Annotated in this window: 19 protein-coding genes; 9 read left to right on the plus strand and 10 right to left on the minus strand. The window is 30.4% G+C overall.

Annotation, left to right across the window (positions count from 1 at the left end):
- The first annotated feature begins 114 nt into the window (after positions 1-114).
- The gene (locus BM549_RS02330) at positions 115-2,472 is read left to right on the plus strand and encodes a hybrid sensor histidine kinase/response regulator (RefSeq protein WP_290468795.1); all 2,358 of its coding nucleotides are present in this window, start codon (positions 115-117) and stop codon (positions 2,470-2,472) included.
- On the opposite strand, the gene BM549_RS02335 is transcribed toward BM549_RS02330, so the two are convergent.
- From BM549_RS02335 to BM549_RS02355, 5 genes are all read right to left on the minus strand, one after another.
- Complete coding sequence (locus BM549_RS02335; RefSeq protein WP_290468796.1) at positions 2,469-3,311, minus strand: alpha/beta hydrolase; 843 nt, start codon at positions 3,309-3,311, stop codon at positions 2,469-2,471. The two genes, BM549_RS02330 and BM549_RS02335, sit on opposite strands and share 4 nt — an antisense overlap.
- Entirely contained in the window at positions 3,311-6,064 is a 2,754-nt protein-coding gene (locus tag BM549_RS02340; protein ID WP_290468797.1) for a PD-(D/E)XK nuclease family protein, read from the minus strand. The genes BM549_RS02335 and BM549_RS02340 overlap by 1 nt, the downstream gene beginning before the upstream one ends.
- 70 nt (positions 6,065-6,134) lie before the next feature.
- On the minus strand, positions 6,135-7,565 hold the full coding sequence (locus tag BM549_RS02345) for an OmpA family protein (protein ID WP_290468798.1): 1,431 nt from the start codon (positions 7,563-7,565) through the stop codon (positions 6,135-6,137).
- A gap of 121 nt (positions 7,566-7,686) precedes the next feature.
- The gene (kbl, locus tag BM549_RS02350; RefSeq protein WP_290468799.1) at positions 7,687-8,883 is read right to left on the minus strand and encodes a glycine C-acetyltransferase; all 1,197 of its coding nucleotides are present in this window, start codon (positions 8,881-8,883) and stop codon (positions 7,687-7,689) included.
- Between the two features lie 32 nt (positions 8,884-8,915).
- Entirely contained in the window at positions 8,916-12,074 is a 3,159-nt protein-coding gene (locus tag BM549_RS02355; protein WP_290468800.1) for an exodeoxyribonuclease V subunit beta, read from the minus strand.
- Between the two features lie 205 nt (positions 12,075-12,279).
- Between BM549_RS02355 and BM549_RS02360 the strand changes: the two genes are divergently transcribed.
- Positions 12,280-12,888: a superoxide dismutase gene (locus tag BM549_RS02360; protein WP_290468801.1), complete on the plus strand. Its 609-nt coding sequence runs from the start codon at positions 12,280-12,282 to the stop codon at positions 12,886-12,888.
- Positions 12,889-13,349: 461 nt separating this feature from the next.
- Here the strand turns inward: BM549_RS02360 and BM549_RS02365 are convergent, their stop codons facing one another.
- The 4 genes from BM549_RS02365 to BM549_RS02380 all read right to left on the minus strand — a co-directional run bounded on the left by BM549_RS02365 (position 13,350) and on the right by BM549_RS02380 (position 17,569).
- Entirely contained in the window at positions 13,350-15,248 is a 1,899-nt protein-coding gene (locus tag BM549_RS02365) for an amidophosphoribosyltransferase (protein ID WP_013869577.1), read from the minus strand.
- A 123-nt stretch (positions 15,249-15,371) separates the two neighbouring features.
- Positions 15,372-16,301: a PfkB family carbohydrate kinase gene (locus tag BM549_RS02370; RefSeq protein ID WP_290468802.1), complete on the minus strand. Its 930-nt coding sequence runs from the start codon at positions 16,299-16,301 to the stop codon at positions 15,372-15,374.
- Positions 16,302-16,368: 67 nt separating this feature from the next.
- Entirely contained in the window at positions 16,369-17,010 is a 642-nt protein-coding gene (locus tag BM549_RS02375; protein WP_290468803.1) for a ribonuclease H family protein, read from the minus strand.
- The gene (locus tag BM549_RS02380) at positions 17,003-17,569 is read right to left on the minus strand and encodes a phosphoribosylglycinamide formyltransferase (protein ID WP_290468804.1); all 567 of its coding nucleotides are present in this window, start codon (positions 17,567-17,569) and stop codon (positions 17,003-17,005) included. Before BM549_RS02380 ends, BM549_RS02375 begins: the two co-directional genes overlap by 8 nt.
- A 182-nt stretch (positions 17,570-17,751) precedes the next feature.
- Between BM549_RS02380 and BM549_RS02385 the strand changes: the two genes are divergently transcribed.
- From BM549_RS02385 to pyk, 5 genes are all read left to right on the plus strand, one after another.
- Positions 17,752-17,985 (plus strand): acyl carrier protein, encoded by a 234-nt coding sequence (locus tag BM549_RS02385; RefSeq protein ID WP_013869581.1) that lies wholly within the window; start codon positions 17,752-17,754, stop codon positions 17,983-17,985.
- Positions 17,986-17,997: 12 nt separating this feature from the next.
- Positions 17,998-19,248: a beta-ketoacyl-ACP synthase II gene (gene fabF, locus BM549_RS02390; RefSeq protein ID WP_290468805.1), complete on the plus strand. Its 1,251-nt coding sequence runs from the start codon at positions 17,998-18,000 to the stop codon at positions 19,246-19,248.
- Positions 19,249-19,256: 8 nt separating this feature from the next.
- Positions 19,257-20,000 carry a ribonuclease III gene (gene rnc, locus BM549_RS02395; protein ID WP_290468806.1) on the plus strand — a complete coding sequence of 248 codons (744 nt, stop codon included), beginning with the start codon at positions 19,257-19,259 and terminating at the stop codon, positions 19,998-20,000.
- A 137-nt stretch (positions 20,001-20,137) separates the two neighbouring features.
- Positions 20,138-20,626 (plus strand): IPExxxVDY family protein, encoded by a 489-nt coding sequence (locus tag BM549_RS02400; RefSeq protein ID WP_290468807.1) that lies wholly within the window; start codon positions 20,138-20,140, stop codon positions 20,624-20,626.
- Positions 20,626-22,053, plus strand: a complete 1,428-nt coding sequence (gene pyk, locus BM549_RS02405; RefSeq protein WP_290468808.1) for a pyruvate kinase — start codon at positions 20,626-20,628, stop codon at positions 22,051-22,053. Before BM549_RS02400 ends, pyk begins: the two co-directional genes overlap by 1 nt.
- 142 nt (positions 22,054-22,195) lie before the next feature.
- On the opposite strand, the gene dinB is transcribed toward pyk, so the two are convergent.
- The gene (gene dinB / locus BM549_RS02410; RefSeq protein WP_290468809.1) at positions 22,196-23,296 is read right to left on the minus strand and encodes a DNA polymerase IV; all 1,101 of its coding nucleotides are present in this window, start codon (positions 23,294-23,296) and stop codon (positions 22,196-22,198) included.
- 94 nt (positions 23,297-23,390) lie between these two features.
- On the opposite strand from dinB, the gene BM549_RS02415 reads away from it, so the two are divergent.
- Both BM549_RS02415 and BM549_RS02420 read left to right on the plus strand, forming a co-directional pair.
- A complete protein-coding gene (locus BM549_RS02415) occupies positions 23,391-23,858 on the plus strand; it encodes a CYTH domain-containing protein (protein ID WP_290468810.1) in 468 nt (155 codons plus the stop codon).
- Positions 23,859-23,869: 11 nt separating this feature from the next.
- Entirely contained in the window at positions 23,870-24,382 is a 513-nt protein-coding gene (locus BM549_RS02420; RefSeq protein WP_290468811.1) for a YciI family protein, read from the plus strand.
- Positions 24,383-24,435 lie beyond the last annotated feature (53 nt).

Here is a 24,435-nt window from a genome sequence, read left to right on the forward strand (position 1 = left end):
ACCTTTTTTAAAAACTAAATTTTATTATATTGCGTATATAGAATGTTCAGCTATTAATTTTCTATTTTTAGTTGTACTTGACTTTTTTTTGATAACCACCCAAATTAACAAAAAATGCGGCAAGTATTAATTTTCGTGCTCTGTACTATTCATTGTATTTGTTTAGCACAAAACCCACCTTATAATCCTTTACATAGTAAAGGTAAGCTTTACGAGTACACAAGTTTTGCAAATACTTCAAATTCTAATGTATCTATAAATGATATTATTTTGGGCGAAGCTAACCTTGAGTTTAAACCATTAACATTAGACAATGAAAGTGTTGGCTTTACAACAGATAATTATTGGCTAAATTTTAAATTAGAAAATCCTTCAAACGAAACTAAAATTTATTATTTACAAACTGCTAGACCAGTAACAGATGTTGCTAATTTATACCAAATACACAACAATAAAATTTCACATTTTAAAAGTGGAGATACAACACCGTTTAACGAAAGACAGGTACAGCATAGAAAAACAATTTTTAAAATTGAGCTTCCTAAAAATAGTATTCAACAATTTTACATTCATTTAAAAAGTGATGGAGAAACATTAAATCTACCATTAATTTTACATACAGAAAATCAATTTTGGAAATCTAATTATAATCAACAATTATTTTTAGGCTTTTTTTATGGCTTATTATTTTTGGCAGCAATAGTTTATTTGTTTTTTTACACAAGCCTATCTAATAAAACCTTTTTATATTACAGCATTTATGTGCTCTCTATAGCTTTATTACAATCTGCTTTAGACGGTTTAATTTTTCAATATATACTGCCATCTGGTGGTTTTTTAAATAATCGAGCAGTACTAACTGCAGGCTTATTTTCTAACTTTTTTCTGTTAAAATATTGCGAGCATTTTTTAAAAATTAGAAAGAGAACAAAATATATAAAAGTTGTTTTTAAAATACTTTATACTATAATAATCGCATTATGTATTTTATTATTTATTAATGACCAAACAAAGGTATGGGTTTATCCAATGAGTAATATAAATGGTATGCTAAGTTTAATTGTAATTCTTACTACCTTATTCTATTTACGCTTTAAAAATTATAAAGTAGATGTTTATTTTACTATTGGTATCTTTTTTTTAATTATTGGCCTACTTGGCTTTTTAATGAATAATTTAAGTCTTCTACCTAATAATTTTTTAACACTAAATAGTGCTAAGTTTGGCATTGCTTTAGAAGTAATCTTTTTATCTCTATCTATGACAAATTTAATTAGAGATTTACGCTTAGAAAAAGAAGAGTCTCAAGTTTTAGCTTTAAATAAATCTGAAGAAATTAGTGAGCTTAAAAGTTATTTTATGTCTAATATTAGTCATGAATTTAGAACACCTATAAATGCAATTATGGGTATTGCAGATGATGAGTTAAGTAAAAATCAAAATAACGAAATGCTTAAAAATTTTCAAGTTATTAAGCATGCATCACTAAGTCTACTAAGTAATATTAACGATATTTTAGATTTTGAAAAAATTGAAAAAGGAGAACTAAAACTTAGAAACGAAGCATTTAACCCAAAGAAATCTATTATTCAAATTAGTGACAATTGGAAGCGAATGGCAGAAAAAAAGGGTTTGAAATACAATGTTAATATTGAAGATACTCTTCCAGAAATTTTAGAAGGTGACCCAGAGCGTTTTTCTCAAATTATAAATAATGTACTTAGTAATGCCGTTAAGTTCACAAACTTTGGAAAAATAGACTTTAGCGTTTCAAGCACTTTAAAAACTAAAAAAACAGCTAGAATCTCTATAAAAATTTTAGATACTGGAGTTGGTATTAAAAGTGACCAAAAACAAAATCTATTTAATAGTTTTGGGCAAATGCGACTAAACAACAAAAGGAGTTTTGGTGGTGTTGGATTAGGGCTAAGTATTGTTAAACATTTAGTCGATTTATATGGAGGAACCATAACTATAGATAGTGAATTTGGAAAAGGAACCATTGTCGCTATAACCTTAGATTTAAAAGTAAAACAGCAAAAAAGTATTAAAGAGGAAACCTTAAAAAAGCTTAGTACAGAAGTTAAAATTTTGGTTGTTGAAGACAATACAATGAACCAAATTATAATGAAAAAAATGCTTACAACACTAGCCATTACAAACTTTAAAGTAGCATCAAACGGTAAGGAAGCAATAGAGCTTTTAGAAAATTATAATTTTGATATTATTTTAATGGATTTACAAATGCCAATAATGGACGGTTATGAAACTACTTCTTTAATTAGAAACGACGTTGCTATGCACAACATTAAAAATATACCAATTATAGCTGTAACGGCAGATACTACAGATGGCGCTAGAGAAAAAGTTAAAAATGTTGGTATGAATGATTATATAACAAAACCTGTAAATAGAGAGGTATTATACAGTAAAATACTAGAGCAGAAAAGAAGCATATTAAAAATAGCTTAGTTAAAAATAAAACTAATACTTTTTTCCACAACTTGTTTTAATTTTTCTGGCATAGTATTATTTTGCCAAGGATGCTTGGCTCCAAAAACATGATCACTATTATTTACAATAAATAACTCACTTTTAGCATTCCAACTATTAAGGCATTCTGCCTCATGAAACTTAATTGAAGGATCATTTTTTGCATGTATAATTAAAAAAGGAATTTTAAGTTTTTTTGCAGCATTCTCAATATTTAACCGGTTTTCATTGGCCTTAAAATCTTCATAAAACTGAAAGTTATGAGGCATTTTTTGGTTTGTTCTTCCATTTAAAACATATTTAACACCTGTTTTTCTCCAATTTTCTAAATCTCCTATAGTTGAAGATCTTTTAGAGAAATTGCAAACACTAGCCCAAGTTATTAATTTAGATAATCTAGAGTCTTCACTGGCTTTAATTATAGAAATTCCACCTCCACGAGAGTGACCAATTACAGTTATATTATTAACATCTATTTCTTTTCTATATTTAAATTTAGAGGATAGCAAATGGTTAATAATTGCATCTAAATCGTCAAGCTCTTTAGTGTAATTATTTTCTGCAAAAGCATCTAAGTCTGGAAAATCTATTGGATTGTTTATGGTGCCGCCATTGTGTGAAAAGTTGAATTTTACAAAAAACAAATTGGCTTCCATAAATGTTTTTGCTACCAAATCCCAGCTTCCCCAATCTTTAAAACCCTTATACCCATGACAAAAAATTATTATTGGTTTTTGCTGCGTGTTTTCTTTAAAGAAAAGATCAAAAACAATTGGTTTTTTTATTTTACGTTTTAGCACTAGGTTTTTAGAAATCATTACACTTCTTTTTCAATAAAATTAATATCTGGATTACAAATTTCTATAATAAGTTTCTTTAACTCTTCAAAAAAACTAGTTAATGTTTCCTTTGTTATTAAAGTGTCTTTAATATTTCCTTTTGGTGTTTCTTTTTTTGTGAATTTTAAAAACCCTGCATTTAAATTTTTAAATGAAATAATACCTGCTTCTATTGGAAAGTTTAATGGTTTTTCTTTATTCATCATATAAGCGTATGCTAATATTTGAAAGCTTTTACTATACTTTTTATAATCGGTAGTTAAATCTTCCCAATCTATAACAGCAACTTGATTGCCCTCTACTTTTCCTGTTTTATAATCTATAATTCTAGTTATTCCATTATACTCGTCTACTCGATCTACAGTTCCTTTTAACCGTACATTAAAATTTAATTCTGGAATTTTTAAATTAATTTCGCTACGGTTTTCTAGTGCAATAATTTTTATGGTATTTCCTTGTTTTAAATCTTTTAACTCTAAGTCTAAAAAGTTTTCTACGTAGCGTTTTGCAATTTCAAAAATGATTAAATTTTTACCTTTACTCATATCTCCATCTGCGTAAACTTTTAAGAAATTACTGCTAATTGTTGTACTTACTAAAGGCTTCATATTTGTTATATCTTGTGCCTTTAAATACTTACCAATAAATGGCTTGTAAAGTGCCTCTAAACTATCATGAACAACTGTTCCCATAGTATTTGCTGCAATAGTTTCTTCTACTTCTTCTAAATCTTTTATTCCTAATACGTTTTGATAATAAAAATCTAAGGGATTACGGATATAATTGGTGAGTGATGACGGCGAAAAGCCTCTAGCTGCAATGTGCTTTAATTGCTTAACTACAGCATCTGTTTTATTTATTTCTTTTAGATTTAGGTTGATTTTAGGTACAGTTGGAGCTATAATATTATGTTTTATATCATGAATATTTTCTAACTCTAGTTGGTTTATAAATCTACTCTTTTCTCCTCCAGTTAACACATCTACTTCTGTGTTATATAAAATATATACATTTTTAGCACGTTGTAGTAATCTATAAAAATGATATGTATAAACGGCGTCTTTTTCTTTATAAGTGGGTAAGTTGTTTTCTAATTTAACATCAAAAGGAATAAAAGAATTATTTGTTTTTCCAGATGGTAAAACACCTTCATTTACACTTGAAATTATTACATTATCAAAATCTAAAACTCTAGATTCTAACATACCCATTATTTGCAAACCTTGTAAAGGCTCGCCTTGAAAATCTAAAGTTTCAGAGCTCAGCAACTCATTATAAACACTAAACAAAGCCGAAACATCATTTATATGACCATAAGTATTATTTAACCTATAAAGTTCATTAAACAACGTGTTAAACCTAAACAGATACTCTAAAGAAATTAGGTTGTTTTCTTTTTCTATTGTTAGATATTCCTTTATTGTTTTAATTAAACTAAATGTTTGCTCTATTGCGGTACTTGCATTATTGTTCCAATTAGAAAATACAAGCTTTAAAATATTATTATCTCCTTCGTTATATTTTATTAAATCTTCTAAAGAGATATATACTAAATTATTTTTTTGAATTTTTTCTATTAGTTGCGAAGCATGATTTGTTGTTTCATTATTAAATAATGGTCTAATAAATTGATGAGATAATACAGCTATAACGTCTTTATAATAAAAATTATTTGTGTGCTTTTTATGTATTGAAAAAAGTTGTTCAAATAATGATGCTAAAGGAATTGAATTTAATGGAAAACCCATGGTAACATTAAGCTTTTTAATGTCTAATGGTATAGAGTTTAGCACCGGAATTAATAAATTCTCATCGCCAAGTACAACGGCGGTACTTTTAAAATCTGGATTTTTAGAGCCTATTTTTTCTAAAATGTTTCCTATAGCTTTTGCTTGCCCTATATTTTTAGGTACACCTAATATTTCTATATTTTTATTGGTAGTATAATTATTAGACTCCCAATTAAATGAATGCTTTTTAAAATATTTCCAATTATGTTTATGTCCTCTTGTAAATAATCCTGCATCGTGTATTTTATTGTCTATAAATACTTTATCTATATCCCAATATATATAGGCTAGATTGTTTTCAAGTAGATTTTGAATAATTGTTTCTTCTGCAGTATTTAAGGCATTAAACCCTAAAAAAACATGTGTTTTTGATGTTGTAGATATATAGCTTTCTATATTATTTACAGCTTCTCTATATACAAGTCCCTGATAACCTATTTTTTTACTAATAAGTGCTTTGTTATAATGCTTGTAATATACTTTTAGTTTATCCCAAAACTTTAAATAGTTTTTTACAACATCTGTTTTATTATCATCAAGAGACCAGTGATCTAAAGTTTTAATAGCACTTAAGTAATCGAATATTTTATCTTGAGGAATAAGATATCTATCAATTTCATTGAAGTCTTGTAGTAATATTTGAGCCCATTTTGAAAAACTTTCAAAGGATTCCTGCTCTGCTTTAGGAGTTAAAGATATATAAGAATTATAAAACTCAAATAAAAGCTCTGTATTTAATGTAGATTTAAGTTGTGCTAATTCTTCTACAAATTCTTCTATGCTTAAAATATAAGGAGAAAAAATAGTTTCTTTTACTACTGCTGATAATTCCTGCCTTAAAAAAACACCTGCACGTTTACTTGGTAAAATAAAGTGAATGTTAGAAAGGTTTTCACCTTTATTTTTTAAATCTGTTAATACATCAAAAATAAAACTCTTCATTGTATAAAAATAAAAAACGCTTCGGTAAACCGAAGCGTTTTTAATAACTTATTTAAAAGTATAGAGAAACTTATTTTTTAAGTTTAATCTCTGTACGTCTGTTGTTTTTTCTACCGTTTCTTGTAGCATTAGAATCTACTGGGTAATCTTCACCAAAACCGTAAGCAGTTAATCTTGCTGCACTGATTCCGTTAGCAATTAAGTAATCTCTTACTGCATTTGCTCTTCTTTCAGATAATTTTTGGTTAGAAGATTTAGAACCTACACTATCAGTATGACCTTCAATTGTAAAGTTAGAATCTGGGTATTCTTTTAAGATAGCAGTAATGTTACGTAAAACTTCTTTAGTTTGCTCTTTGAAAGATGATTTACCTGTATCAAATAAGATTGTTCTAGCATAGCTGTTTAATTGATCGATAACTTCTTGAGTAGGTTGAGCAACAACTTCTGGACATCCATTGTTTGCAACTGTACCAACTTCTTTTGGACATTTATCAACGTTATCTGTTACACCATCACCATCTGTATCTGGCCAAGGGCATCCATTGTTTGCAGCAGGACCAGCTTCGTTAGGACAGTTGTCTTTAGAATCTGTTACACCATCACCATCTGCATCTGGGCATCCGTTTAATGCTTTAAGACCTTTAACTTGTGGACAATCGTCTTTGCTGTCAATTACACCATCACCGTCTGTATCAGGACAACCGTTGAATTCTGCTAAACCAGCAACGTTTGGACAATCATCTTTAGCATCTTCAATACCGTCACCATCTGTATCTGGACAACCATTGAAAGCTTCTAAACCAGGAGTATCTGGACAAGCATCGTTTTTATCGTAGATACCATCACCATCTGTGTCTTTTCCACCAAATTTAACAGCAATACCTGCAGAGTGTTGGAAATGTTTAGTTAAGTAATCTTCGAAAGAGTGCTTATATTTAGACTCTACAAATAAACCTACGTTTTCTGAGAACCAGTATGTTAAACCTAAAGAACCATTTAAAGTAGCAGAACCAATGTTGTTGTTTCCTCCTCTACCATTATTATTGTATAATCCTTCTTCAATCCAAGTGTAACCACCACCAACTCCAATAGCTGGCTCAAACTTTTTAGTACCTAAAAGGTTAGCTAAACTATATATTACATTAGCATCAAGTGCGTAGTAGCTTAAATCACCTACTTTTACGCTAGGAGTTCCAGAACCAAATTCTCCCCACTTAGAAATTCTGTTTATAGAACCTCCTACTTGAACGTTAAAATTATCTCCAACGTTTTTAGTAACAGAAACTGTTGATAAAGATGGAAGAATATTCCAGTGATCTTTTACATTAAAGTATTCATCAAAGTAATCTCCTTGTGGTGCGTCTTCTCCTACTGGGTAAACGTCAACCGCGTTTATACCAAATTTAACAGCCCATGGGTTGTCTTGGTCTTGTGCATTCGCAGTATTGAAACTTACAATAAGTACTAATGCGAATAATAATCTGCTAAGATTTTTCATATTCAAAAATTTTAATTTTTAAGTGTTAATTAGAAGCAAAAATAAGTTGTTAAATAATATTAACAAAGACAAATATATAAAAATATTGGTTATTGCTACTAAATGATAAAATTTAAAGTGCTTATTTAATGATTTCTAACGTTTTTCCAACTTTTATAAAACCTTTAATAGCTTTGTCTAAGTGTTCCTTTTTATGAGCTGCTGAAAGCTGGACTCTAATTCTTGCTTTTTCTTTTGGTACCACAGGAAAAAAGAATCCTATTACATAAATTCCTTCTTCTAATAACATGTTTGCCATGGTTTGAGACAATTTTGCATCGTATAACATTACAGGAACTATTGCAGAGTCTCCGTCTATAATATCGAATCCTGCTGCTTTCATTTCTTTTTTAAAGTAATTGGTATTGCTTTCTAACTTATCTCTTAATGATGTATCGTTTTTAAGCATATCAAAAACTTTTATTGATGCTCCTACAATTGCAGGTGCAAGTGAATTTGAAAATAAATAGGGTCTAGAGCGTTGACGTAAAAGATCAATTACTTCTTTTTTTGCTGTTGTATAACCTCCCATAGCGCCACCCATGGCTTTACCCAATGTTCCTGTTATAATATCTATTCTTCCTAAAACACCTTTTTCTTCTAAGGTACCAATTCCTGTTTCACCAATAAAACCTGTGGCATGACACTCATCTATCATTACCAACGCATCATATTTATCTGCTAAGTCACAAATTTCGTCTAAAGGAGCAACTAAGCCATCCATAGAGAACACACCATCTGTTACTATAATTTTATGTCTTGCTCCGTTTTCGTTTGCTGCTATAAGTTGTTTTTCTAAGTCTGCCATATCGTTATTTTGATAACGATAGCGAGCAGCCTTACATAGTCTTACTCCATCTATTATTGAGGCGTGGTTTAAAGAATCTGAAATTATAGCGTCTTCTTTCCCTAATAAAGGCTCAAAAACACCTCCATTAGCATCAAATGCTGCAGCATATAGTATTGTGTCTTCTGTACCATAAAAATCTGCTATTTTTTGTTCAAGTTCTTTATGTATATCTTGTGTACCACATATAAAACGCACAGAACTCATACCAAACCCATGAGTATCCATGGCATCTTTTGCTGCTTGAATTACCTCTGGGTGAGATGATAAACCTAAATAATTATTTGCACAAAAATTTAATACTTTTTCACCAGTACTTAAAGTAATTTCTGCGCCTTGAGGTGATGTAATTATGCGTTCTTCTTTATAAAGACCATTAGCTTTTATTTCGTTTATTTCGTTTTGTAAGTGTTGTTGAATTTTACCGTACATGCTTTATATTTTTTATGCAAATTTAGAAACAATTAATTATAACTTTTAATTGTAATATCTTTATTAATATATAATAATATTTTTTTTGTGACTTTGTAATTCATCTCTTCTAAAACATCTTGATAATCCTGAAGTTGATGTTGGTATTTGGGATTGTGCAATCCTGTTTTATAGTCTATAATTACAACTTCATTGTTTTTGCTAATTACTAAGCGATCTGGCCTATATAGTTTTCCTGTTTTAGAAATTATGTCTCGCTCATTATAAATTATATTATTTTCTGAATAATATTTAGCAAGTTCCTGATGTGTTACTATTTGAAGTATAATAGACTCTAAACCTTTAGCTTGTTCTTCATTTATATTACCATTTAAAACAAAATTTTTAACTGCTGGCGAAACATCATTTTTTGTTTTAATGTCTTGCATTATGTCGTGAACCAAATTTCCTTTTTCTATAGCATCTTCTTGTTTAGTATCCCATAAATAACCAGAATTAGTTATTACCTTAATATTATGATCTTTTTTTTCTGTTGATATAAATTTCTTTTGGTCTATGATTTTTAAATCTTTAGCTTTTATTTTGCTTAATGGTTTTATTTGGTTTCCAAAACTATAGAGTGTTTGCAAATTGTCCCATTTTCCAATAGTCATTAAATAATCTATTAATAATCCAGAATAAGATTTTAAATTTACACTTCCTTTTTTATTAATATCTCTTTTTCCTATTACATATAATTGTTCTACAGGTCTTGTTAAAGCAACATATAATAGGTTTAAACTATCAAGTTCTAATTCTGCTTGGTGTTTTAAATGTATTTGATTTCCTTGTTCTCCATATGTTTCGAAAGCTTTGCTATAATTTAGCAATGCGTAATTAAACCCGTTATATAGGTCTGGATTTAAATTAAACCATTCTTTAGGTTCTAAGTCTTCGTATATATTTATTTCTGCATAAGGAAAAATTACCACTGGAAATTCTAATCCTTTTGATGTATGGATAGTCATTATTTGAATAGCATCTTGATCCTGCGGTGAAACAATACTAAGCTTTTCTTTTTTTGAATTAAAATATTCTAAAAATGCAGATAAGTCTGAAATGTTTTTTTGTGAATATTCTAAAACAACATCAAGATAGTATTGAATATATGCGTTTGATATATTTACCAAGTTAAATTGCCTCACTATTGTTTCGGCCAAGTCAAACAAGCCTAACTGTATTAAATTATTTGGATTTACATAAATATTAAATTGCTCAAAACTTTTAAAATAAGCTTCTAGCGGCAAATTCATATGTGATATAAAATATGTATGCTTATCTGTTATGGTATATTTTTCTGCTATAAAGTTTAAAATATTTACTTTACATTCTATATTATTTGGGTTAATTAAAAGTGTGAGTATGTTATTTATAAAACGTACTTCGGGAGCACTATTAATTAACATTGTTTGACTAGATGTAATTTTTATGCCTTTGCCATTTAAATACTCTGCGATAGCAACACCATGCTTCTTTTTTCTTACTAATATTGAAATATCTTTTAAGCTATAACCTTGCTCTTGACATTTAATTATAGTGTTTAAAACATGCTCTGTATAAATTTCATCTTTATTTCTATCTTCCGTCTCAAAATCTATAAAGTTTAAACTTACATAACCAGTTGTATTGTTTGAAGGCTTTTGGTGAGATTGTTGGTATAGGCTACTATAATCTTCATTTGTAAACGCCATAGAGGCAACATGTTTAAAAAATGAATTATTAAAGTTTACAATAGTTTCTAAACTTCTAAAATTAGACTCTAGGTTTTTTACGTCTTGTTCTACAAAAAATGGTGAAGTTTGTTTATTAAAAAGCGACATAAATTGTTCTGCTTTTCCGCCTCGCCAACGGTATATTGCTTGTTTGGCATCACCAACAATCATTGCAGAACCTTTTTCAGATCTCATATTTTCTCCAGATAATGTATTATCTATTAATGGTATTAAATTTTCCCATTGCATTTGCGATGTATCCTGAAACTCATCTATAAAATAATACTTAAATTTTTCTCCCATTCGCTCATAGATAAAAGGTGTTGGCTGTCCTTTTATTTCTTTACTAATTATAGCGTTAAATTCACTTATTAGCATTTTGCTTTCTTCTGCCTTAATTGCTAAAAGTTCTTTGTTTATTGCAGATAAAACAGATAATGGCGTGAGATTTTTATAAAAAGCTTTTAAAAATTTAAGATGTAAAATATCCCTTTTAGTTTTTTCAAAAGCTATTGCTATTTTTGGTTTTAAATTCTCTATTGTTGTTTTTTTTAAATCATCAACTCTTTTTGGGTATAATGTTTTTTCAGCTATATCAATTTGCCATTTAGATTCAAAACTTACATTAAAAATACCTTTAGCAATTTTATTAAAATGATTTGGTAAAAATTTACCCGTAAAATCATCAAAATCTAGGTTATTAGATTCTAATAACTCAAGTAATTTTGAAGCTTCGTCAATGATGTTTTCTTCTGTTTTTTTTATTTGAGAATTCAGACTAACCTTTAAATTTTTAAAATCGTCTAAACTCTTATTTTCTAAACTCTTTACAAATTCTAAATCACTTTCTTTAATAAGAAGTTTCGCAATTTTGTTAAAATCTAATGCAACATCCCAGCTTTTATCATCATCTGCCTTTTCAATCGCAAAATCAACCAGTACTTTAGTAAGCTCTTTATTAGCTCCTGCTTTAGCAATTAAACGGTCTACAGCTTCACTTAAAATAGAATCTGTATCTAATTCTACTTCAAAATTTAGAGGTAATTTTAAATCATGAGCAAAGGTTCTAATTAACCTGTGATTAAAACCATCTATAGTAGAAATATCGAACGCAGCATAATTATGCATTATGGTATGTAAAATTATCTCTGCCCTTTTTTGTAGCGCCTTGTGCTCCATTTCTAATTCTTGTGCAATATCTAAAAACATTGCGTGCGGCTCATTTAAATTATGTGCAGAAGAAAAAACATTTAGCATCTCTAAAATTCTTGCTTTCATTTCGCCAACAGCCTTATTGGTAAAAGTAATTGCTAAAATATTTTTAAACTGATAATTGCTTGAGGTTGAAAACAATATTTTTAAATACTCTTTAACTAATGTATAGGTTTTACCACTACCTGCAGATGCATTATAAACTTGAAAAGAAGAGTTATTAGACATTAATTAAATTTTAGTACAAGATAAAAACAAATATTTTGAAGAAGAGCCTATTTTTAAATTTTTAAAACGAAAATAAAAGCATTTCAATATCACGATGTTAAAGTATTATTAAAAGCAAAAACTTAGCATGTTTTTAATTTTTAATTGAAATGTTAAAGTATTAAATTTACGTTCACAGAATTATTAACCAAAAAACATAAAAATTATGGCTTTTGAATTACCGAAATTAAAATATGCATACGACGCATTAGAACCAAATATCGATGCGCGTACAATGGAAATACATCACTCAAAACACCACAATGGCTATACAACCAAATTAAACAATGCTATTGAAGGTACAGATTTAGAAGGAAAAACTATAGAAAATATTCTTTTAAATCTTGATATGGAAAACAAAGCTGTTAGAAATAACGGTGGTGGTTTTTATAATCACTCTTTATTTTGGGATGTAATGAATCCTGAAGATAAAGGACGTTTATCTGGAGAATTAAAGGATGCTATAGAAGCAGAATTTGGCTCTTTTGAAGCTTTTAAAGATGCTTTTAGCAAAGCAGCTGCAACACAGTTTGGTTCTGGTTGGGCATGGCTATGCGTACACAAAGGAGGAAAAGTAGAAGTTTGCTCGACACCAAACCAAGACAACCCATTAATGCCAGGTGTAACTTGTGGAGGAACACCAATTTTAGGATTAGATGTATGGGAACACGCTTATTACTTAAACTACCAAAACAGAAGACCAGATTACATTGAAGCTTTCTTTAAAGTAATTAACTGGAACGAAGTTGAAAGACGTTATGCAGAAGCAAAGTAATATACTTTAACTTATAAAAAAAGCAGTTTCTAAATTTAGAAACTGCTTTTTTTATACTTGTTATTTAAAATTTTGACAATAAAAAAGCCGGACGAGAGTCCAGCTTTTTTGCCCCAAATCTACCATGAACTTAACCTACTTATGTTATGGTAAGCTCAAATATAACGAGAACAAATTTGATTTATTGTTTTTTTTAGATAAAGAGTAAAAAAATCTGATTAAGTGAATTTTATCGATACAACCGAATGCGTTAACACTCAATAGGTTGAAATGCGTATTTTAAATGAGTATGTTATGCGTTTTAAATAAAAAAGCTGGACGAGAGTCCAGCTTTTTTGCCCCAAATCTACCATGAACTTAACCTACTATGTTATGGTATATTTAAATTTATAACAAATTTAGATTCCTTGGAAATGTTTTAGATTAAAGTCGTTATTTATGGTTTAACTGATAAACATTGGTTAATAAGCACGCTCTTTATTTCCTTCAAAAAAGTTAATAAATGCTCGGTTTACAACTCTATTTCCTCCAACGGTTGGATAATTTCCTGTAAAGTACCAATCGCCTAAATTTTTAGGACAAGCTTTATGTAAATTTTCCACTGGTTGGAATATTATTTCTACTTCTGCATTTACAGTTTCATCACTTAACAATTGTGAGATTTTAGCCGAAATTTCTTCGGTTGTAAATTGATCGTAAATTTCATTTACAAAGTTCTTTACATCTTTATCTTCTAAATGTTCTTGAGCTTTACATTTATGGTATACAGTTTCTACTAAATCATATTTTCCAGCTTCTTTTAACAATTCTAAAGCAGCATTAAAAGCTACTAATGTTTCTAAATTTGCCATATCAATACCATAGCAATCAGGAAAACGAATTTGTGGAGCAGATGATACAACCACTATTTTTTTAGGATGTAGCCTATCCATCATTTTAATAATACTCTTTTTTAGTGTTGTACCACGAACAATACTATCGTCAATAATTACTAAATTATCTGTAGGTTTAATTACACCGTATGTAACATCATATACGTGAGCAACCAAATCATCTCGGCTACTATCTTCAGTAATAAACGTTCTTAATTTTACGTCTTTAATTGCTATTTTTTCTATTCGAGGTCTTTCTTCTAAAATATCTATAACCTGTTGTTTGCTTAATTTACCGTCACCATCTAATATAGCTTGAGTTTTACGCTCATTTAAATGCTCTTCTACAGTTTCTATCATACCATAAAAAGAGGTTTCTGCTGTATTTGGAATGTAAGAAAAAACAGAGTTTGCCGTATCGTTATTAATAGCTTTTAAAACTTTTGGCATTAAAAGTCTACCTAACATTTTACGTTCTTGATAAATTTCAGCATCACTACCTCTAGAAAAATAAATACGTTCAAACGAGCATGCTTTGCGTTCTAAAGGTTCTAGAATTTCTTCAATAGATACTTCTCCAGATTTTTTAGTAATAATAGCGTGACCTGGATCTAACTCTTTAACATCGTTAAAATCTACATTAAAAACAGTTTGTATTACTGGTCTTTCTGATGCTACAACAACGACTTCATCATCTTTATAATAATATGCTGGACGAATTCCTGCCGGATCTCTTAATACAAAAGAATCTCCGTGACCAAGCAATCCTGCCATTGCATAACCACCATCCCAGTTTTTAGCAGCTCTACGTAATATTTTTGCTACGTTTAAACGCTCTGCTATTAATGGTGAGCATTCATTTTTTTTGTATCCTTCTTTTTTTAATTTTTTATAAATTTTACTAACAGCATCATCAAGAAAATGTCCAATTTTCTCCATTATAGTAATAGTATCTGTGTACTCTTTTGGGTGCTGACCAAGCTCTACTAGATTAGCAAATAATTCTTTAACATTGGTCATGTTAAAATTACCTGCTAAAATTAGGTTTCTATGTTGCCAATTATTTTGGCGTAAAAAAGGATGTACACTTTCTACACTGTTTTTACCAAACGTGCCATAACGCACATGACCTAAAAGTACTTCTCCTATATATGGTATTTTACTTTTTTGCAGTGCTACACTTTCATTATACTCTGGATGTGCAACAAGTTCATTATTTATACGCTCATTAATTTGGGCAAATATATCTTGAATAGGTTGCTGCTGTATAGATCTAACGCGACTTATATAACGTTCTCCTGGTTTAGTATCTAGTTTTATACTAGCAAAGCCTGCACCATCCTGACCTCGATTATGCTGCTTTTCCATCATTAAATACATTTTATTTACTCCGTAAAATGCACTTCCATATTTTTCTTTATAGAATTCTAATGGTTTTAAAAGTCTAATATGTGCAATACCGCACTCGTGTTTTAAAGCATCACTCATTGTTGTTGTGTTGTGAGTTGTTGTTAATTATAGCTATAAAATTTAGTCGCTAAATTTATTTATTAATTACTAAATTATAATTCTGGTGAAATAAAAAACGCGCTCAATATCGAGCGCGTAAATTTATTTTAATTCTATTTCGAATTGTGTTAAATCCTTGAATTGTTGTAGACGCTCAAATATTTCTTCGTCTGTTAGCGTTAGCATTCGCTCGGTTCCAAATTTCTCGACACAAAACGATGCTAATGCAGAACCATAAATAACTGCATTTTTCATGTTTTCAAAAGAGATATTTCCTGTTTTTGCTATATATCCGGCAAAACCACCGGCAAATGTATCTCCTGCTCCAGTTGGATCAAAAACTTCTGCTAATGGTAAAGCTGGTGCATAAAACATATTACCATCGTTAAAAAGTAGTGCGCCATGTTCTCCTTTTTTAATTACAACGTATTGTGGCCCCATTTCATGAATTTTCTTAGCCGCATTGACTAAAGAATATTCTCCAGATAACTGGCGAGCTTCTTCATCGTTAATTGTAATAACATCTACATTTTTTAATACAGCTTTTAAATCATCCATAGCAATATCCATCCAGAAATTCATGGTGTCTAAAATTGCTAATTTTGGTTTTTTAGACATTTGGTCTAAAACACTTTGCTGTGTAAGTGGATGTAGATTTCCAAGCATCACAATTTCTGCATCCTTATAACTTTCTGGAACTACAGGTGTAAAATGCTCTAATACGTTTAACTCTGTGGCCAAAGTATCCCTAGAGTTCATGTCGTTGTGATATTTTCCACTCCAAAAGAAAGTTTTTCCATCTTTTACAATTTCTACTCCTTCTATATCAATATTTCTATTTGTTAATAGATCTAAATATTCCTGCGGAAAATCGCCACCAACAACAGATACTGCTGCTGCGTCTACATTATTAAAATTTGAAGCAGATAAACCTATATAAGTTGCTGCTCCTCCTAGAATTTTATCGGTTTTACCAAAAGGTGTTTCTATAGCATCAAAAGCTACCGTACCTACTATTACTAATTTGCTCATAAAAGCGTTTTAATTTAAGCGGCAAATATACGATTTTTATACAGTTTTAAATTATTTAATATAATTCTTATTTTCTGCCAAAATCTGCAGGTATTTCTCCCCAAGCTTTGGTCTCCCATTTTACTATGGTTGTTTTATAATCGTTTTCTTTTAACCATTTAACAGCACGATCTACCAAATCGTAAACTGGTTTGTTTTTTGCATTACGTTCTAACTTGCTATTACATGTTTTTTTACGCACCCAACTCATAGCTGTTCTAGAGTCTGTATATATAATACGATCACTATTATGTTTTTTTAAAAAACTTAAACCATGAACTAATGCTAAAAATTCTCCTAAATTATTTGTGCCTTGGGCAAAAGGTCCTTGTATAAAAAGCTGTTGTTTTGTTTTAGTGTCTACTCCACGATATTCCATAATTCCAGGATTTCCACTTGAAGCGGCATCAACCGAAATTGAATTATAGTTTGGTTGTCCTATTTTTTTTAGTTGCTCTAGAGATAGTTCACTTTTAAAACTTTTATTTTTACCTATATAATCGAAATAATTTCCTTTTAAAGCTTCTTTTGCAGCATCAAAAGTTGCAAACGATTTGTATTGCGCTCCTTCATAATCTTTAATTAAAGACTTGCAAGTATTCCAAGAGTCAAAAACTCCCGTTTTCTTTCCTTTCCAAACTGTGTAATATTTTTTTTTCTTTTTACTCATTTAAAATTTCCTCTACTACTTTAGGAAAATGTTTCATTTCTAATTCATGAATTTTTGCTGCAACATCTTGAGCAGAATCTGACGTTTTCACCTCGCATTTTGCTTGAAAAATGATGGCTCCTTCGTCATAATTTTCATTTACATAGTGAATTGTTATACCTGTTTCGGTTTCTTTTTTGTTAATAACCGCTTCATGCACATGCATACCATACATGCCTTTTCCTCCAAATTTTGGCAATAAAGCAGGATGTACATTTATTACTTTATTAGGGAAGTGTTTTAATATGTTTTCTGGAAATTTCCATAAAAAGCCAGCTAATACTATTAGATCTGGATTATTACTTTTTAAAATATTAAGTACATGATCTGTCTCTGTAAAAGCAATTTTATTAAAAGACAAAGCGCTAACCTTCAGTTTTTTACAACGATCCAGCACTTTGGCATGCGGATTGTTAGTTAATACTTGAATTACAGACGCATTGTCCCTATTTTGAAAAAACCTTATTAAATTTTCAGCATTACTTCCGCTACCGGACGCAAAAATTACTACACGTTTCATTTTATAGTTTTCAGTGTTAAATCTTCAAACAAAAAAAAGAATAATTATTAACAATTACGGGCTAAAACAGAATTTCTTCAATTTAAATTATTAACTTTCGAAGTCTTTTTTAATAGAAAGATGTGTTTTAAAATAAAGTTTTTTATTTTTGCCTCTTAATTAAAACTAAAAAAATTAAAATTATGTCAGACATTGCATCAAGAGTAAAAGCGATAATCGTAGACAAATTAGGTGTTGATGAAAACGAAGTTGTAACTGAAGCTAGCTTCACAAACGACCTAGGAGCAGATTCATTAGACACTGTAGAATTAATCATGGAATTCGAAAAAGAATTCGATATCCAAATTCCAGATGACCAAGCAGAAAACATTGCAACAGTAGGTCAAGCTGTATCATACATTGAAGCTGCAAAATAAGCACTAATATTTATGGAACTTAAGCGAGTTGTAGTTACGGGTCTAGGAGCACTTACGCCAATTGGAAATACCAAAGATGAATATTGGGATGCCCTAATTAACGGTAAAAGTGGTGCTGCGCCTATTACGTATTTTGATACTGAAAAGTTTAAAACAAAATTCGCGTGTGAGTTAAAAAACTTTGTCGCAACCGATTTTCTAGATAGAAAAGAGGCGCGAAAAATGGACAGGTTTACGCAGTACGCAATGGTCGCATCTGATGAGGCTATTGCGGACGCGAACCTAAATTTAGATACCGTTAACAAACTTAGAGTTGGCGTTATCTGGGGAGCAGGAATTGGAGGTCTAGAAACTTTTCAAAACGAGGTTTTAAACTTTGCGCAAGGTGATGGTTCACCTAGATTTAATCCTTTCTTTATCCCTAAAATGATTGCAGATATTGCACCAGGAAACATATCCATTAAAAATGGTTTTATGGGTCCTAATTACACAACTGTATCTGCGTGTGCTTCTTCTGCAAATGCTATGATAGATGCATTAAACTATATTCGTTTAGGACATTGCGATGTTATTGTTACTGGTGGTAGTGAAGCCGCTGTAACTATTGCAGGAATGGGCGGATTTAATGCAATGCATGCTTTGTCAACCAGAAACGAAAGTCCAGAGACAGCTTCAAGACCGTTTGATGCTTCTAGAGATGGTTTTGTTTTAGGCGAAGGTGCTGGAGCAATTATTCTTGAAGAATATGAGCACGCTAAAGCTAGAGGTGCAAAAATTTATGCTGAAGTTGTTGGTGGTGGTATGTCTAGTGACGCACACCATATGACAGCTCCACATCCAGATGGAATAGGTGTTATTGCAGTTATGAGAAATTGTCTAGAAAACGCAGGCTTAAAACCTGAAGATGTAGACCATATAAATACTCATGGTACCTCAACGCCATTAGGTGATGTTGCAGAACTTAAAGCAATATCTAAAGTTTTTGGAGACCATGCTAAAAATATTAATATAAATTCTACTAAGTCAATGACTGGTCATTTACTTGGTGCCGCAGGTGCTGTAGAATCTATTGCCTCTATATTAGCAATGGAGCATGGCGTTGTACCACCAACTATTAACCATGAAAATGTAGACGAAAACATAGATCCTAATTTAAACTTAACGCTAAACAAACCTCAAAAACGCGATATTAAAGTTGCAATGAGTAATACCTTTGGTTTTGGCGGACATAATGCTTGTGTATTATTTAAAAAGTTAGATTAGATTTTTTGATGAAAAAACTTCGAAACATATTCTCAAAATCTAAAGAAGAAAAAGGAGAATTTTTCATCACAGTTTCAAAAATTATTGGTTATAAACCTAAAACCATTAAACACTTTCAAACAGCGTTTACTCACCGTTCTATGAATATTAGAAACAGCAAGGGAAACATTGTTAATTATGAACGTTTAGAGTTTTTAGGTGATGCTATGTTAAGCGCAGTAATTGCACACCATTTATATGAGGAAGTTCCTAGTGGAGACGAAGGCTACTTAACAAAAATGCGCTCTAAAGTAGTAAGTAGAGAACATTTAAATGAACTTGGTAAAGACTTAAAGTTAATTAACCTTGTTCAAAGCAAAATACCAAAAGGACAATTTGGCGATAATATACACGGTAATTTATTCGAATCTTTAGTAGGCGCTATTTATTTAGATGGCGGTTTTAAAGCCTGCGAAAAATTTATTTACAAGCGTGTTATCACGCCTTTTGTAGATATAGAACAATTAGAAGGTAAGGTTATTAGCTATAAAAGTTTACTTATAGAATGGTGCCAAAAAGAAAAGAAAACCTTCGATTATAATGTCTATGAAGATACTGGAAATGATAATATTCGTCATTTCTCTGTAAAATTATCTATTGACAATAAAATTGTTTCAAAAGGACGAGCAACTTCTAAGAAAAAAGCCGAAGAAAAAGCATCTAAACGGGCCTTTTTTGTGTTTCAAAATCAAATTTCAAAAACTTTATCATAGTATTTTACATCATAAAATAGTGATAAAAAGGTTATTACACTATAACGTTTTCGTTGCTAATTCTTGTTAAGATTCAGTAAAAGGCAACGATATAAACTTTTTTTAATGCTATATTTACAATTAATTTTTATGTGAATATGGCTATTAAAAAACTCGTTTTAAATGATTTTTTTGAAGAAGAAAGCTTCTCCTTAATTGGTATTCATTGCACAATAGAAGATTACCGTCTTGCCTTCTTACTTAATCAAGCGCTAAACTTAAAATTAACTAGACAAGACAAAGACATTGATAATAACAACCAAGAAACAAACTTTTCGTTTTTTGAGTGGGAAGACAATACACAATATACAACCTGGAATTTAGTCTCTAATACGTGTAAAGTTATTTCTAGTGAAACTAACAATAAATCTGGATCTCTATTTACTAACAGTGAATCGTTTACAAAAACGCACCACTTAGTATCAGAGTATAGCAAAGCAAATTATTTATTAAAAATAAATAATGAATATCAAGCTAAAAAGGAGAAAATTATCTTAGAAAAAATACTAAAAATTACTCAAGTTATCACTGCTTATAGAATTGATACTAACACATTAAAATCTAAAGACCAACTAATATTTAACTAATGCTGAAAAGAAAAAAAACCAAAATCGTTGCAACTCTAGGACCTGCAACTGCAAATAAAGAAACCTTAAAAGCAATGCTTGATGAAGGCGCAAACGTGTTTAGAATTAACTTTTCTCACGCTGCTTATGATGATGTTAAAGAACGTGTAAAGATGATTAGAGAGCTAAACGATGAGTTTGGCTATAACGCATCAATTCTAGCAGACTTACAAGGCCCTAAACTTCGTGTTGGAGTTATGCAGGGAGAAGTATTTGTGCATCCAGGAGACGAAATTATTTTTGCTACCGGAAAACGTTTTACAGGAACAAAAGAACGCGTTTACATGACGTATGATAATTTTCCTCAAGATGCTAAAAAAGGAGAACGCATATTATTAGACGACGGTAAATTAATATTTGAAGTTGTTTCTACAGATAAAAAATCAGAAGTTAAAGCCAAAGTAATTCAAGGTGGTCCATTACGCTCTAAAAAAGGAGTAAACTTACCAAACACAAACATATCGCAACCAGCGCTAACAGAAAAAGATATTGAAGATGCAAAATTTGCCTGCGAGTTAAAAGTAGACTGGATGGCATTATCATTTGTACGTCATGCAGAAGATTTAATGGTATTACAAGAATTAATTAAAGAACATAGCGACCACAAAATACCAATTATAGCAAAAATTGAAAAACCAGAAGGTGTAGCAAACATAGATAAAATTGTAGCCTATTGCGATGGTTTAATGGTTGCACGTGGAGATTTAGGAGTAGAAATCCCAGCCGAAGAAGTTCCATTAGTACAAAAACAATTAGTATTAAGAGCTAAAAAAGCTAGAATACCAGTAATAATTGCCACGCAAATGATGGAAACTATGATAGATAGTTTAACACCAACGCGTGCAGAAGTTAACGATGTTGCTAACTCTGTTATGGATGGTGCAGATGCCGTAATGCTATCTGGAGAAACAAGTGTTGGTAAATATCCAGTGCAAGTAATCAAGCAAATGGCAAGTATAATAAAAAGCGTAGAAGACAGTGATTTAATTTCTGTACCTCACGAACCACCAACAATACGCACAAAAAGATACATAACAAAATCAATTTGTTACCATGCTGCGCATATGGCTAATGAGATTGATGCAAAAGGTATTTCTACACTAACAAATAGTGGTTACACCGCATTTCAAATATCTGCGTGGCGACCAAAAGCACACATATTAGTTTTCACCTCAAACCATCGTATTCTAACACAGCTAAACCTTCTTTGGGGAGTAAAAGCATTTTTCTACGATAAATTTGTAAGTACAGACGAAACTATAGAAGATGTAAATAAAATGGCTCAAGATATGGGTTACTTAGAAAAAGGAGATATGTTAGTAAGCCTTGCAGCCATGCCAATTCAAGAAAAAGGAATGGTAAATACACTTAGAGTTACAGAAATATAGTTGTTTTTTGGGCGTTACCTAAAGGTCGCGCTATCCACTATATCTTTTGTAAAACAAAAGGATGCCGTTACTATCGCTAACGCAAACTAAGGCAAGTAATAAACTAAAAAAACCAGCTACAAACCGTAGTTGGTTTTTTTATTTAAAAGCCAAATTTTAATTGTACAGTAACACTTTTAGGCTCAACCTTTTTTACTTTCTTTTCTGTATTTAAATTAGATAAAGAGATACCAAGTAAACGTACAGAGTTATTCATTTTTTCTTGATAAAGTAACTCTTTAGCCGTTTCTAAAACCACACTTTTATCACTTATAAAATAAGGCAAAGTTTTACTTCTTGTTTGCAATGTAAAATCGCTATACTTTATTTTTAGAGTAACCGTTTTACCAGCAACTTTACTTCTTATTAAACGTTTAGAAACCTCTTCGGCAATATGGTCAAGCTTTTCAAGCATAAATATTTCAGACGATAAATTTTCGCTAAACGTACGTTCTGCCGCAAGGCTTTTTCTAATTCTATTTGGCTTTACTTCACTATTATGTATACCTCTAACAATGTAATAATAGTAGCTACCAGATTTACCAAAATTTTGCTCTAAAAATTCTAAAGATTTAGACTTTAAATCTGTACCAGTAAAAATACCTTTTTGGTACATTTTTTCTGCAGTAACTTTACCAATGCCATAAAATTTTCTAATATCTAAAGCCTCTAAAAAGCCTAAAACCTCTTCAGGATTAACTGTTTTTTGTCCGTTAGGCTTATTATAATCACTAGCAACTTTAGCAATAAATTTATTAATTGAAATACCCGCAGAAGCCGTTAAACCAACCTCATTAAAAATTCGAGTTCTAATCTCTTCAGCAATTAACGAAGCACTAGGATTTCCTTTTTTATTTTCAGTAACATCTAAATATGCTTCATCAAGAGATAAAGGTTCAACCAAATCTGTATAATCATAAAAAATAGCTCGAATTTTAGAAGAAATTTCTTTATACCTATCAAATCTAGGCTTAACAAATATTAAATCTGGACACAAACGTCTAGCTTTAACACCACTAATAGCACTTCGTACACCAAATTTTCTAGCCTCATAACTTGCTGCACTTACAACACCACGGTTACCGCCACCGCCAACGGCAATGGCTTTACCTTTTAATTCCGGATTATCCATTGCCTCGACAGATGCATAAAAGGCATCCATATCAACATGAATAATTTTTCTTAACACAAAATCTAAAGACATAGTGCAAATTTATTAATTCCTCTCCAAGCAGAAATCTCTATTTTTGTAATTTAGAACAAAATTAATAACAATATCTTGGTAAATAACCTTAAACATGATTGAAATAGAACGCAAATTTCTAGTAAATTCTAATAATTTTAAAACACAATCTTACAATAGTTTTAAAATTAAACAAGGCTTTTTAAATACCCATAAAGAAAGAACTGTACGTGTAAGGTTAAAAGGAGATATAGGGTATATTACTGTTAAAGGTGCATCATCAAAAAACGGATTATCTAGATTTGAATGGGAAAAAGAAATAACAACAAATGAAGCCAATTCACTATTAAAACTGTGTGAAAATGGAGTTATAGATAAAACCAGATACGAAGTAAAAAGCGGAAATCATATTTTTGAAATTGATGAATTCTACGGCGAAAATGCTGGTTTAATAATCGCAGAAATAGAGCTAACATCAGAAAATGAAAGTTTTGAAAAACCTAATTGGCTAGGAAAAGAAGTTACAGGAGAAATAAAATATTATAATTCGCAATTAAGTATAATGCCTTTTAACAAATGGTAAACAATTTACATATGAAAAAAATACTATTATTAGCATTACTTGTATTAACGGCATGTAATCAAACAGAAAAATCTGACAATAAAAATATAGAAGTTTCTAGCAGTCTTAAAAAAAGTTTAGAACAAAAACCTTTACTAACTTCAAAACAACAATTAGAAGCCTTAAAAAATGATGGTTTTAAGGTTATGGACTATGTTGACGAAAAAACTAAAGACACTGTAATTATGCAGCAGTATTTTATGGCGTTTTTAAAATCTGGTCCAATTAGAAATCAAAATGAAGAAGAAGCAACACGATTACAAAAAGAACATTTAGCGCATTTAAGTAAAATGTACGATTTAGGTTATGCAGATATTTCTGGTCCATTTGGAGATAATGGCGAATTAAGAGGTGTTACAATTTATAATGTACCTAACCTAAAAATGGCAGATAGTTTAGCAAATGCAGACCCAATGGTTAAAGCAGGAAGATTAGAAATAGAAATACATCCTTGGTGGGCAGCCAAAGGTTACAGTTTACGTTAATAAAAAAGCCACAACAAATTGTTGTGGCTTTTTTATTTAAACTTGATTTAAAA

Source organism: Lacinutrix sp. MedPE-SW (assembly GCF_001874145.1).
In the GTDB taxonomy this organism is placed as follows: Bacteria; Bacteroidota; Bacteroidia; order Flavobacteriales; family Flavobacteriaceae; genus Lacinutrix.

What these genes read in the sequence shown, in the direction of transcription:
- BM549_RS02330 (WP_290468795.1), top strand. Translation starts at nt 115, where the DNA reads ATGCGGCAAGTATTAATTTTCGTGCTCTGTACTATTCATTGTATTTGT.
- BM549_RS02335 (WP_290468796.1), bottom strand. Translation starts at nt 3,311, where the DNA reads ATGATTTCTAAAAACCTAGTGCTAAAACGTAAAATAAAAAAACCAATT.
- BM549_RS02340 (WP_290468797.1), bottom strand. Translation starts at nt 6,064, where the DNA reads ATGAAGAGTTTTATTTTTGATGTATTAACAGATTTAAAAAATAAAGGT.
- BM549_RS02345 (WP_290468798.1), bottom strand. Translation starts at nt 7,565, where the DNA reads ATGAAAAATCTTAGCAGATTATTATTCGCATTAGTACTTATTGTAAGT.
- kbl (WP_290468799.1), bottom strand. Translation starts at nt 8,883, where the DNA reads ATGTACGGTAAAATTCAACAACACTTACAAAACGAAATAAACGAAATA.
- BM549_RS02355 (WP_290468800.1), bottom strand. Translation starts at nt 12,074, where the DNA reads ATGTCTAATAACTCTTCTTTTCAAGTTTATAATGCATCTGCAGGTAGT.
- BM549_RS02360 (WP_290468801.1), top strand. Translation starts at nt 12,280, where the DNA reads ATGGCTTTTGAATTACCGAAATTAAAATATGCATACGACGCATTAGAA.
- BM549_RS02365 (WP_013869577.1), bottom strand. Translation starts at nt 15,248, where the DNA reads ATGAGTGATGCTTTAAAACACGAGTGCGGTATTGCACATATTAGACTT.
- BM549_RS02370 (WP_290468802.1), bottom strand. Translation starts at nt 16,301, where the DNA reads ATGAGCAAATTAGTAATAGTAGGTACGGTAGCTTTTGATGCTATAGAA.
- BM549_RS02375 (WP_290468803.1), bottom strand. Translation starts at nt 17,010, where the DNA reads ATGAGTAAAAAGAAAAAAAAATATTACACAGTTTGGAAAGGAAAGAAA.
- BM549_RS02380 (WP_290468804.1), bottom strand. Translation starts at nt 17,569, where the DNA reads ATGAAACGTGTAGTAATTTTTGCGTCCGGTAGCGGAAGTAATGCTGAA.
- BM549_RS02385 (WP_013869581.1), top strand. Translation starts at nt 17,752, where the DNA reads ATGTCAGACATTGCATCAAGAGTAAAAGCGATAATCGTAGACAAATTA.
- fabF (WP_290468805.1), top strand. Translation starts at nt 17,998, where the DNA reads ATGGAACTTAAGCGAGTTGTAGTTACGGGTCTAGGAGCACTTACGCCA.
- rnc (WP_290468806.1), top strand. Translation starts at nt 19,257, where the DNA reads ATGAAAAAACTTCGAAACATATTCTCAAAATCTAAAGAAGAAAAAGGA.
- BM549_RS02400 (WP_290468807.1), top strand. Translation starts at nt 20,138, where the DNA reads ATGGCTATTAAAAAACTCGTTTTAAATGATTTTTTTGAAGAAGAAAGC.
- pyk (WP_290468808.1), top strand. Translation starts at nt 20,626, where the DNA reads ATGCTGAAAAGAAAAAAAACCAAAATCGTTGCAACTCTAGGACCTGCA.
- dinB (WP_290468809.1), bottom strand. Translation starts at nt 23,296, where the DNA reads ATGTCTTTAGATTTTGTGTTAAGAAAAATTATTCATGTTGATATGGAT.
- BM549_RS02415 (WP_290468810.1), top strand. Translation starts at nt 23,391, where the DNA reads ATGATTGAAATAGAACGCAAATTTCTAGTAAATTCTAATAATTTTAAA.
- BM549_RS02420 (WP_290468811.1), top strand. Translation starts at nt 23,870, where the DNA reads ATGAAAAAAATACTATTATTAGCATTACTTGTATTAACGGCATGTAAT.